The following is an 11,828-nucleotide window of genomic DNA, read 5'->3' as shown; positions in this document are numbered from 1 at the left end:
AAACGTAACCGATATTTGTCGAAGACCCGTTATGTGGTCGAACAAAGCTTCGGTACGCTGCACCGTAAATTCCGCTATGCACGGGCAGCCTATTTTGGTCTATGTAAAGTGAGTGCGCAAAGCCATCTGAAGGCGATGTGTTTGAACCTGTTGAAAGCGGCTAACAGGCTAAGTGTGTCTGTTGCCGCCTAAAAGGCGGCCCGGATGCCTGATTATCGGGTGTCCGGGGAGGATTAAGGGGGTATTTGGGTAGAGTTAGGGAGTGATTGGTGGCGGAAACAGCCGAAAACCTGTGTTGGGGTTTCGACTGTTGTGGGAAGGGCTTTTTTGCCAAGGTCTCGGTTGATATTATCTGTGCATATTAATATAATGATAATTATTATTAATCAAATAGAGGAAAAGTAGGGATGTGTAAACCGAATTATGGCGGCATTGTCTTGTTGCCCTTACTTTTGGCATCTTGTATCGGCGGCAATTTCGGCGTGCAGCCTGTTGTCGAATCAACGCCGACCGCGCAAACCCCGTCAGATTCCAAACCTTCCAAGCCTGAGGATATTCCTGCTCCGGCTCCTGCCAAACCTTCTATAGAAACCACGCCGGTCAACCAGCCCGCCGTCGGTGCGGCAATGCGGTTGCCAAGGCGGAATATTGCTTTTTATAACAAAGACGGTACGGAAATTCCCGATAAGCATCAGGCAGAGGAGTATCTGCCGCTTAAAGAGGAGGATATCCTGTTTTTAGACGGTACGCCGCAAGAACAGGTCGACAAACTTAAAAAGGAAATCAAAGGACGGCATCCTAATGCACAAATCTACACGTCCGATTCAAAAGATGCTGTGTATCAATATAAATATGTCCGGGCCGGATATGTTTATACTCAAACAGGAGAAGACGAAATCAAACAGAACTCAGGTGGTAAGCGGTTTACCCACCGGTTTGGTTATGACGGGTTTGTATATTATTCCGGAGAACATCCCTCCCAATCTTTACCGAGCGCGGGAACGGTGAAATATTCCGGTAACTGGCAATATATGACCGATGCCAAACGTCATCGGACAGGTCAGGCGGTTGCCAGTGAGAATTTGGGTTATAACACATATTATGGTAATAATATTGGTGCAACTTCTTATGCGGCTAGGGATGCCGACGACAGGGAAAAACATCCTGCCGAATATACGGTTAATTTCGACAAAAAAAACCTGGAAGGTAAGTTGATTAAAAATCAGTATGTGCAAAATAAGAATAATCCAGATGAACCTAAAAAGCCGCTGATCATTTACAACATTACTGCAAAATTGGACGGCAACCGCTTTATCGGCAGTGCCAAGGTCAATCCTGATTTAGCGGAAAAACATGCCGGTAAGGAGCATTTGTTTTTCCATGCCGATGCCGATCAGCGGCTTGAGGGCGGTTTTTTCGGCGATAACGGAGAAGAGCTTGCCGGACGGTTTATCAGCAACGACAAAAGCGTATTCGGCGTATTCGCAGGCAAACAAAATAGCTCCGTGCCGTCTGAAACGCATACCAAAATCTTGGATTCGCTGAAAATTGCCGCCGACGAAGCTGCCGATCCTAAGGCACGTCCGTTTATTGCCGAGCCTATGCCCGACTTTGCCCATCCTGACAAACTCCTTGTCGAAGGGCGTGAAATCTCCTTGGTCAAAGATACTCAAACCATCGTTCTTGCCGACGGCAGGAAAACGACAATCCGAACCTGCTGCGATTTTCTGAACTATGTGAAAATCGGACGGATGCAAACCGACCGTCCCGTCGTCAAACCGACTGCAACAGAGGACGAAGATTCCGATCATGAAGGCGCGGGACCTGATGATGAAAATGAAAGTTTAGAGCCTGAAGACGGTGAAGACGGTTTGGAAAATGATACCGATGACGGTCATGCTTCTTCCGAGTTGCCGGCAGAGGAAGATAACGGGGAAGCAAATACAGCAGAAAAAAATGAAGGAAACAACGCGGAAAGCGTAGGCACGGATGGAAAATCACCTGTCCAACCCGCTTCTGCATACAGGAATATCGACCTTTTCATAAAAGGTATCCGCACTTCCGAGGCAGACATCCCCAAAATTGGGAATGTCCACTATAGAGGTTCATGGGAAGCCCGTATCGGCGCGCCGATCCAATGGGATAACCATGCGGATAAAGCGGCAAAAGCCGAATTCGACGTTAACTTTGCCAACAAGTCCCTTTCCGGCACCCTGATGGAGAAAAATGGTGTAGAACCTGCCTTCTATATTGAAAACGGTATTATTGAGCACAACGGTTTCCATGCAGCAGCACGTACCCGTGATACAGGTATCGACCTGCTTGGCAGGGGTGCAACATCCTCCAAACCGTTTAAAGCCGAGAACCTTCATGTAACAGGGGGCTTTTACGGACCTCATGCATCGGAATTGGGCGGCAGCTTTGCCGAACCCCAACAAAAAATCGGTGTGGTATTTGGTGCGAAGAAAGATGACAAGGAGGCAACACGATGAACAGAAGGCATACATTCCCGCTTACCCTGACCGCCTTGGCCATTGCAGCCGCTTTCCCATCATATGCGGCAAACCCCGAAACGGCGGCATCTGATGCGGCGCAAAGTCAATCATTGAAGGAGATTACCGTCCGTGCCGCCAAAGTGGGACGGCGATCGAAAGAGGCGACCGGTTTGGGCAAAATCGTCAAAACGTCGGAAACGTTGAACAAAGAACAGGTACTCGGTATCCGCGACCTGACGCGCTACGATCCGGGCGTGGCCGTCGTCGAACAAGGTAACGGCGCGAGCGGCGGTTATTCGATACGGGGCGTGGATAAAAACCGTGTGGCGGTTTCGGTCGACGGTGTTGCCCAAATACAGGCGTTTACCGTGCAGGGTGCATTGAGCGGATACGGCGGACGCGGCGGCAGCGGTGCAATCAACGAAATCGAATATGAAAACGTCGGTACGGTAGAAATCGACAAAGGTGCCGGTTCTTCCGATCACGGCAGCGGTGCGCTCGGCGGAGCAGTCTCCCTCCGCACCAAAGAGGTGGCAGACCTGATTTCAGACGGCAAAAGTTGGGGGATACAGGCAAAAACCGCCTACGGCAGTAAAAACCGCCAATTTATGAAGTCGCTCGGCGCGGGTTTCAGTAAGGACGGTTGGGAAGGGCTGTTAATCCGAACCGAACGCCAAGGGCGGGAAACGCGCCCGCACGGCGATATTGCGGACGGGGTGGAATACGGCATAGACCGTTTGGACGCGTTCCGCCAGACATACGATATTCAGAGTCCGAATAAAAAGGCGGAATATTTCCTGGCGGAGGGCGAGAGTGAGCTCAAGCCTGTGGCAAAATTGGCGGGCAACGGGAAATATTTGAAAAACCAGCTCAACCGCTGGGTGGAAGAACGCCGTTCAAAAGGTCAGGCTTTAAACAGTGAAGAAGAAGCGATGGTGCGGGAGGCGCAGGCGCGCCACGAAAACCTGTCCGCCCAATCGTACACAGGCGGCGGCAGGATATTGCCCGATCCGATGGATTACCGCAGCGGTTCGTGGCTTGCCAAGCTGGGCTACCGCTTCGGCGGCAGGCATTATGTCGGCGGCGTGTTTGAGGATACCAAACAGCGTTACGACATCCGCGATATGACGGAAAAACAGTATTACGGTACGGACGAGGCGAAAAAGTTTAGCGACAAGAGCGGGGTGTACGACGGCAACGATTTCCGCGACGGCTTGTATTTTGTGCCGAATATAGAAGCGTGGGATAAAAACAAAGAAAAATGGGTCAAGGGCATAGGTTTGAAATATTCCCGCACCAAATTTATAGACGAACATCACCGCCGCCGCCGTATGGGTTTGCTGTACCGTTATGAAAACGAAGCGTATTCTGACAATTGGGCGGACAAGGCGGTGTTGTCGTTTGACAAACAGGGCGTGGCAACCGACAACAACACGCTGAAGCTGAATTGCGCCGTGTATCCTGCCGTGGACAAATCCTGCCGCGCGTCGGCAGACAAGCCGTATTCCTACGACAGCAGCGACCGTTTCCACTACCGCGAACAGCACAATGTTTTGAATGCCTCGTTTGAGAAGTCGCTGAAAAACAAATGGACGAAACACCATCTGACTTTGGGCTTCGGTTACGATGCTTCCAAAGCGATCTCCCGCCCCGAACAGCTTTCCCACAATGCGGCAAGGATTTCGGAATACTCGGATTACACCGATAAGGGAGACAAGTATCTTTTGGGTAAGCCCGAAGTCGTCGAAGGGTCGGTCTGCGGCTACATCGAAACCCTGCGTTCCCGCAAATGCGTGCCAAGAAAAATCAACGGCAGCAATATCCACATTTCTTTGAACGACCGTTTTTCAATCGGCAAATATTTCGATTTCAGCTTGGGCGGCAGGTACGACCGGCAAAACTTTACCACGTCGGAAGAACTCGTCCGCAACGGGCGGTATGTTGACCGTTCGTGGAACAGCGGCATCGTGTTCAAACCGAACCGGCATTTTTCTTTGTCTTACCGCGCCTCCAGCGGCTTCAGAACGCCCTCCTTCCAAGAACTTTTCGGGATAGACATTTATCACGATTATCCGAAAGGCTGGCAGCGTCCTGCCCTGAAATCGGAAAAGGCAGCCAACCGCGAAATCGGTTTGCAGTGGAAGGGCGATTTCGGCTTTTTGGAAATCAGCAGCTTCCGCAACCGTTATACCGATATGATTGCCGTTGCCGATCAAAAAACCAAATTGCCGAATCAGGCAGGACAATTGACAGAGATTGATATACGCGATTATTACAATGCCCAAAATATGTCGCTCCAAGGCATCAACATCTTGGGAAAAATCGACTGGAACGGTGTGTATCACAAACTGCCCGAAGGTTTGTACACGACTTTGGCGTACAACCGTATCAAACCGAAATCGGTATCCAACCGGCCGGGACTGTCCCTCCGCAGCTATGCTTTGGATGCGGTACAGCCGTCGCGTTATGTTTTGGGGTTCGGATACGACCAGCCCGAGGGGAAATGGGGCGCAAACATTATGCTGACCTATTCCAAAGGGAAAAACCCTGATGAACTTGCTTATCTGGCAGGCGATCAAAAACGATATTCGGCAAAAAGAGCGTCGTCTGCTTGGTCGACGGCAGATGTTTCCGCCTATCTTAATCTGAAAAAACGGCTGACCTTGAGGGCTGCTATCTACAATATCGGCAACTACCGCTACGTTACTTGGGAATCCTTGCGCCAGACTGCGGAAAGCACAGCAAACCGGCACAGCGGCGACAGTAACTATGGAAGGTATGCCGCACCGGGCAGGAACTTCAGCCTCGCGCTTGAAATGAAGTTTTAAAGGAAATACCGTCTGAAAGCTTGATCTGCACCCCAAAAGTCGGACTAAACCGCCAACTGATTAAGGTGCAGGTTTTTTTTGAGGTTTAGGGTAACTTCTAAACCGTCATTCCGGGAATCTGGACATTCAATGCTAAGGCAGTTTGAGACCTTTACAAAATCCCCCAAAATCCCCTAAATTCCCACCAAAACATTTAGGGGATTTTCCATGAGCACCTTCTTCCAGCAAACTGCACAAGCCATGATTGCCAAACACATCGACCGCTTCCCACTATTGAAGTTGGATCAGGTGATTGATTGGCAACCGATCGAACAGTACCTGAATCGTCAAAGAACCCGTTACCTCCGAGACCACCGCGGCCGTCCCGCTTATCCCCTGTTATCCATGTTCAAAGCTATCCTGCTCGGACAATGGCACAGCCTCTCCGATCCCGAACTCGAACACAGCCTCATCACCCGCATCGATTTCAACCTGTTTTGCCGTTTTGACGAACTGAACATCCCCGATTACAGCACCTTATGCCGCTACCGCAACTGGCTGGCGCAAGATGACACCCTGTCCGAATTACTCAAACTGATTAACTGCCAACTGGCCGAAAAAAACCTAAAAGTAGAGAAGGCATCCGCCGCCGTCATTGACGCCACCATTATTCAGACCGCCGGCAGCAAACAGCGTCAGGCCATAGAAGTCGATGAGGAAGGACAAGTCAGTGGCCAAACCACACCGAGCAAAGACAAAGATGCCCGTTGGATAAAGAAAAACGGCCTCTACAAACTCGGTTACAAACAACATACCCGCACCGATGCGGAAGACTATATCGAGAAACTGCACATCACCCTCGCCAATACCCATGAGTGCAAACACCTGTTGCCTTTGTTGGAAGGACTATCCAAAGGTACGACCGTCTATGCCGACAAAGGCTACGACAGTGAGGAAAACCGACAACATCTGAAAGAACACCAGTTGCTGGACGGCATTATGCGCAAAGCCCACCGCAACCGTCCGCTGACGGAAGCGCAAACCAAACGCAACCGGTATTTGTCGAAAACCCGTTATGTGGTCGAACAGAGTTTTGGTACGCTGCACCGTAAATTCCGCTATGCGCGGGCAGCCTATTTCGGGCTGATTAAAGTGAGTGCACAAAGCCATCTGAAGGAGGCGATGTGTTTGAACCTTTTGAAAGCCGCCAACAGGCTAAGTGCGCCTGTTGCTGCCTAAAAGGCGGCCGGATGCCTGATTAATCAGGTGTCCAAGGGGGATTAAGGAGGGATTTGGGTAGAATCAGTGGATATTTGAAACAAAAACAGCCGAAAATCTTTGTTTAGGTTTCGGCTGTCGGGGGGGGAAGGAATTTTGCAAAGGTCTCAGTTACTGGGCTAGTGATAGCTGCTGCCCTACTCTTCCGTTGGCATTTGTTTGTTCTTCCTATTTAACGGTATTGATAAACTGCTAAGGTACTTATCTCAAAGAAGTTGAAGGTACTTAGTATAGTAGAAGCTATTTTCACTAGACACTATTCCATTACTCATTAATTCAGTGGTAGAGTCACAATAAAATTAAACAGCCAAATTTCTATTGAAACCTATTGATTTTATACTAAAAATTGGAGTACTATACGGAATCTTTTAAGATTAACTAATAGTTAACAAACAGGAATAAACAACGGCGATTGTTAGGTATAGTGAAAAACTACATAATTTATATTATGTTAAATTAATAAGTCTAATATTTTAGCCTGCCAACTCCTGTTTCTCTCAGTAGTACAATCACTTACAGAATTCAAACATAAAAGGCCGTCTGAAATCTTCATACGGCCTTTTTATTTATATCCTCCAGCCTTTTCTAAGCAAATCCTTTATTGTTTTGATCGGCTGCTAATCAATTACCTACTCCAACTTTAACAATGGAAAGTGAGCAATCTATTCAATCAGTTTATGCCACACCAACGCTATACGTTTCGCCCTTGCTGTCCGCTTGGCCGACAATGGCAGCAACGGCAGCGGCCAAGCCGTTGCGCGTCATGTATTTTTGCGGAATTTCTTGGGCATTTTGTGTCAAGGTATAGGCATTATCTTCGCCATCGGCAAGGCCGCAGGGGCGCAAGATGGTCCAATTCAAATCGCTTTGTTTGAGATAGATTTCGGCTTCTGTTTTGGCACGGACGGCTTCGCCGAGTGCCTGTTTGAACGGCTCGCTCATCATGTCCCATTGTTCACCGCAGCCCATGCTGGTAATCAGTACAAAGCGGGCTTGCGGATTGGCGGCTTTCGTAGCGGCAATGATGTTGATATTGCCCAGCGCATCGCTGCGGATGCCCTCTTCGTTTTTGCCGCCGACAAAACTGATAACAGTATCGGGACGATATTGTGCCAACGCTTTATCGAGCGCGTCGGCATCAAGCGCATCGGCGACGACGGTTTGAATATTGTGTTCGTCAAAAAAGCTGTCTTCAGACGGCCTTCTCAATACGGCGACGGTATCGGCTGAGTCAGTCAATGTGCGGATATAGGCGCGGCCGGACGGGCTGTTGGCTCCGAAGATGAGTTGCATGTTTGGGGTTCCTTTGTATGGTAGATGTTTGTTGTTAGAAAATCCGTTCCTCTATGCAACAAGGAACGGATTATCAGGCCGTCTGAAACCGTTTAAGCGGCATCAAACAATTTGCGCATGGCTTCGATTTGGTGTTGTTTCAACTCGCCTGCTTCATCGCGGCCGACGAAAATTTTAAACATGGCGCCGCCGTTGCGGTTGATAAAGTTGAGCGAGCAAGTGGCTTTACCCATGAACGGGCGTTCCAAAAGGTAGATGGAAGCGCAGTTTTCATAGTAGATGTGGCCGTGTACACCGCCGTCGGTTTCTGGATGATCAAAGTTGTAGAAACCGCGGCCGACTTTGCCGTTAGGCAGTTTGCCGCTGACTTCGACGATGGCATCGGGGGTGTGGGCGATGAAGGTAACGGATTCATCCCATGCGGCGACGGCTTGGAGGATTTCGACGATGCGGCTGCCTTCGGTTTGGCGGATGCAGTTTTCAGGCAGGCAGCGGATGACGTCTTCAAAGCTGCATTGGTTTTGCGCGGCGAGCATTTCGAGCACTTGGCCGGGATTTTTTTCCAATGATTGGCGCAACATGATTTGTTGTTCGGATGAAAGTTTTTGCATGGTTTGATCCTTTTCTTGAGTCGGAAGAGTGAGCATGAGTTTGCGGATAAGGGTGGGCGACCAATAACGGCCGCTGGTATTCAAACGGATCAGGCCGTCTGAATCGGGTTCTTTAAAAAGCTGCATTTCCTGCCATTGGGCAATCAGCTTTTGCGCTGCTTTATTGCCGTCAAACAATAATGGATTCAGACGGCCTGTTTCAATATCGTGCTGGACTTTGCTGAGCAGTGCTTTATTTGGACTATGGCCGCTCATAAATGCGATGTTTTTCTCGCCTTTCGGCGTGGCAAGATAACTCTCCAAATCGCCCTGCACCTGATAGCTGAAACCGCCGAAGTTACCGCCAGCGCCGGATCCGAACGCCAAACAGGGAATGTCGGATTTGATCAGGGTATTGTAGCGGTTGCGCTCGCCGCGGCCAGGATAGGCGAAGTGGCTGTTGCTGACTTGTTCCCAGCCTTTTTCCAGCAGTGTTTCAACCGTGTAGGCATATTGGTCTGCCTGAATATCGAAACCCGGCAGTGTCGGAAATGCACCTTTTTCAATCATGCGGTTGATGGGGAGCATGGGATAAAGGTTGAACGCGTACGTATCCAAACCGGACAAGGGCAGCTCGGCGGCGCGGGCGATATCGTTTTGCCAAACGTCATCGGTTTGATTGGGCAGGCCGAACATCAAATCGGCCACAATCACGGCATCGAGTTCGCACAATTTTGCCAAATATTCAAACGCTTCGTCACCGCTGTGTTTGCGGCCGAGACGGCGGCGGATGGCGGTATTGAAGGTTTGCACGCCGATGGAAATGCGGTTGGCGCCTGCTTCGATGCAGGCCTGTGCTTTTTCCAAATCGAAATGGCTCATGCGCCCTTCGATGGTGAACTCGCAATCTTCGGCAAGCGGCAGATATTGGTAGCAGGCACGAATCAGGCGGACGAGGTCTTCCGTAAGCAACGCGGTCGGCGTACCGCCCCCGAAATAAACGGCTCGGATTTTGCCCTTGCCTGTACGGACTTCGGCTTCAGCTGCCATTTCTTCGATAATTTTGTCGGTATACACGCTGCTTTGGCTGTCCTTCCACGCATTACGGTAGAAGCCGCAAAAAACGCAATGGTTGGCGCAAAATGGAATATGCAGATAAGCAAGCGCATCCACATCGGTGGCATGGGGAAGCCTTTTCTTCCAAATGTTCTGCCACTGGGGACGCGGCATTGGAACACCGCCCCAAACGGGCATTAATGCCTGACGTTCAGGAAATGCCTTGGGTGCGGATTGTTTCGGAGTCCAAACAAGCTGCTGTACCATGATAATGATTAATAAAAATTATTAACAAGATTTATATATTAAATAACCATCATCGTTTTCTTGTCAATATTTTTGCGTAATTAAAAATTAGTATTATTTTAAAATATTGTATTCTATAAATAATTAAATGTATTTCTATTTGATGAAAATCGGCATTTTACTTGTGAAATGCGCAAAATTTGGTTCTTCAAGTCGGGAATATCCTCCCATCTCGTTTCATTTTTGAACGATAAAATAAATTTTCTTTATCGTTTTTCAGACGGCCTTTTGGCGTTCAGCTTCTGAAATAAAACCCCGCTTCATCTTCGCAACGGCGTATCTGCCAACCGTAAACCGATTCAAGCAAGTCGGGGCGCATCACTTCGTCCACCTTGCCTGATGCAACTACTTTTCCCTTATTCATCAAAATAATATTTCCCGCATAATGCGCGGCGAGGTTTAAATCGTGCAATACCATCATTGATGAGGCACGGTTTGAATGCCCGACCAAATACTGCATCAGGCGGTGTTGGTGGCGGATATCGAGATGGTTGCACGGTTCGTCCAAAAGCAAGACCGGCGCATTTTGCAACAGGGCGCGGATGATGTTGGCGCGTTGTTGCTCGCCACCTGAGAGCTTGCCGATGCGCTTATCCGCCAACGCCGTCAAATCAAAATAATCGAGTAACTCGTCCGCCCATTCATGGTTCAGACGGCCTTTTTGTACGAATGACGCCAACGCAATGTATTCGCGTACGGTCATCGGCATGTTGTAACGGCCATGCTGCCCGACCCATGCCACCCTGCCCGCGCGGATTTGCGGCGCAACGGCCTCACCGAAAAGCGTGATTTCCCCCTGCCCCGTTTGCCCGATTAAGGCACGCAGTAAAGTGGACTTGCCCGCGCCATTCGGGCCGATAATGACAGTCATGCCCGAAGGTATATCCAGTTGATCAATTTCAAGCAGGGTTTTGTCTTGGACGCAGACGGAAAGATTACGGATTTGAAATAAGGTGTGCATGGCAAAAGATATGGGGCAATGAAGTTTCAGACGGCCTAATAAGGCATCAACGGCTTTTTAAAGGCTTGATAAACAAATACATAAAAAACGGTCCGCCCAATAAGGCAATCACGATACCGACCGGCAGATCGACAGGGTATGTCAGCCAGCGCGCCGCGCCGTCCACCACCATCAAAAACACTGCGCCTAACCAAGCCGACAGAGCGATCAGTTTGCGGCGGCTGCCACCGACGGTTTGCGCCAGCACATTGGGGATCATCATGCCGAGAAAACCGATGATGCCCGAAAGCGATACCGCCGCCCCTGTCATCAATGCCGCGCCGATTACGGTTTGCACACGCAATGCCCCAACTGATACACCCATACTGGAAGCCGTGTCTTCCCCCGTCATCAAAACGTCCAGCCGCCTGCCTGCGGACAACAAAATCAGAAAACCGGGCAACATGACCGCGATTGCCGCAACAGGCGATGAGAAACCGGCTTCGGCAAGGCTGCCCGACAGCCATGTGGTCGCACTGCGCAATACTAAATCGTCAGATAAAAACAAAATCATGCTGACCACCGCGCCTGAAAACGCGCTCAACACAAACCCCAACACCAGCAATCCCAAAGTACCGCCGCCGAGCAGTTTGTGCACTGCCAAAATCAGCAGGCACACGCCCAGCGCACCGAAAAAGGCCGCCGCAGGTACGCCAATCGTACCACCGCCCAAAGCCAATAAAACAATCACGCCCAAAGCCGCACCGCCCGACGTCCCGATCAAACTCGGATCGGCCAGCGGGTTCTCAAATAAAGCCTGCAATGCCGCCCCCGAAGCGGATAAACCGGCTCCGACCAAAAGCGCGGTATAGATACGCGGCAGACGGATTTGGCGGACGGTTTCATCCATCGCCAACGGCGATTCCCACGCGCCAAAACCGATGCCGCAACACAAATAAACGGCGGCGGCAGTAAGCAACAGGCAGAGGGTAAGGGTATGCGGTTTCATGGCGCAATGCGTTTCAAGCGGATCGGATAACGGTTTCAGACGGCATTTTGAGAA

The 11,828-nt window shown here is 50.0% G+C and carries 8 protein-coding genes; 4 read left to right on the top strand and 4 right to left on the bottom strand.

The window, feature by feature from the left end; translation table 11 throughout:
• From ACTHTA_RS05220 to ACTHTA_RS05205, 4 genes are all read left to right on the top strand, one after another.
• Positions 1-192, top strand: a 192-nt coding sequence (locus tag ACTHTA_RS05220) for a transposase (protein WP_440376364.1), incomplete at its 5' end; no start/stop codon positions are given.
• Between the two features lie 215 nt (positions 193-407).
• Entirely contained in the window at positions 408-2,492 is a 2,085-nt protein-coding gene (locus tag ACTHTA_RS05215) for a transferrin-binding protein-like solute binding protein (RefSeq protein WP_440364460.1), read from the top strand.
• A complete protein-coding gene (locus ACTHTA_RS05210) occupies positions 2,489-5,323 on the top strand; it encodes a lactoferrin/transferrin family TonB-dependent receptor (RefSeq protein WP_308888513.1) in 2,835 nt (944 codons plus the stop codon). Before ACTHTA_RS05215 ends, ACTHTA_RS05210 begins: the two co-directional genes overlap by 4 nt.
• Before the next feature lie 207 nt (positions 5,324-5,530).
• Entirely contained in the window at positions 5,531-6,541 is a 1,011-nt protein-coding gene (locus ACTHTA_RS05205; RefSeq protein WP_440375719.1) for an IS5 family transposase, read from the top strand.
• Positions 6,542-7,255: 714 nt separating this feature from the next.
• Here the strand turns inward: ACTHTA_RS05205 and ACTHTA_RS05200 are convergent.
• The 4 genes from ACTHTA_RS05200 to ACTHTA_RS05185 all read right to left on the bottom strand — a co-directional run bounded on the left by ACTHTA_RS05200 (position 7,256) and on the right by ACTHTA_RS05185 (position 11,774).
• Entirely contained in the window at positions 7,256-7,873 is a 618-nt protein-coding gene (locus tag ACTHTA_RS05200; RefSeq protein WP_283114420.1) for an NAD(P)H-binding protein, read from the bottom strand.
• A gap of 92 nt (positions 7,874-7,965) precedes the next feature.
• Positions 7,966-9,786: a heme anaerobic degradation radical SAM methyltransferase ChuW/HutW gene (gene hutW, locus ACTHTA_RS05195; protein ID WP_440364458.1), complete on the bottom strand. Its 1,821-nt coding sequence runs from the start codon at positions 9,784-9,786 to the stop codon at positions 7,966-7,968.
• 274 nt (positions 9,787-10,060) lie between these two features.
• Positions 10,061-10,786 carry an ABC transporter ATP-binding protein gene (locus tag ACTHTA_RS05190; RefSeq protein WP_440364457.1) on the bottom strand — a complete coding sequence of 242 codons (726 nt, stop codon included), beginning with the start codon at positions 10,784-10,786 and terminating at the stop codon, positions 10,061-10,063.
• Positions 10,787-10,832: 46 nt separating this feature from the next.
• Positions 10,833-11,774, bottom strand: coding sequence for a FecCD family ABC transporter permease (locus ACTHTA_RS05185; RefSeq protein ID WP_049329734.1), 942 nt, complete (start codon positions 11,772-11,774; stop codon positions 10,833-10,835).
• Positions 11,775-11,828 lie beyond the last annotated feature (54 nt).

It is taken from the genome of Neisseria sp. P0013.S005, from assembly GCF_051958425.1.
GTDB classification, from domain to species: Bacteria; Pseudomonadota; Gammaproteobacteria; order Burkholderiales; family Neisseriaceae; genus Neisseria; species Neisseria subflava.
This window is presented reverse-complemented; position numbering and strand designations above follow the sequence as displayed.

Bases quoted from the DNA above. Each gene is read 5' to 3' on its own strand.
- ACTHTA_RS05215 (WP_440364460.1), top strand. From the start codon at position 408: ATGTGTAAACCGAATTATGGCGGCATTGTCTTGTTGCCCTTACTTTTG.
- ACTHTA_RS05210 (WP_308888513.1), top strand. From the start codon at position 2,489: ATGAACAGAAGGCATACATTCCCGCTTACCCTGACCGCCTTGGCCATT.
- ACTHTA_RS05205 (WP_440375719.1), top strand. From the start codon at position 5,531: ATGAGCACCTTCTTCCAGCAAACTGCACAAGCCATGATTGCCAAACAC.
- ACTHTA_RS05200 (WP_283114420.1), bottom strand. From the start codon at position 7,873: ATGCAACTCATCTTCGGAGCCAACAGCCCGTCCGGCCGCGCCTATATC.
- hutW (WP_440364458.1), bottom strand. From the start codon at position 9,786: ATGGTACAGCAGCTTGTTTGGACTCCGAAACAATCCGCACCCAAGGCA.
- ACTHTA_RS05190 (WP_440364457.1), bottom strand. From the start codon at position 10,786: ATGCACACCTTATTTCAAATCCGTAATCTTTCCGTCTGCGTCCAAGAC.
- ACTHTA_RS05185 (WP_049329734.1), bottom strand. From the start codon at position 11,774: ATGAAACCGCATACCCTTACCCTCTGCCTGTTGCTTACTGCCGCCGCC.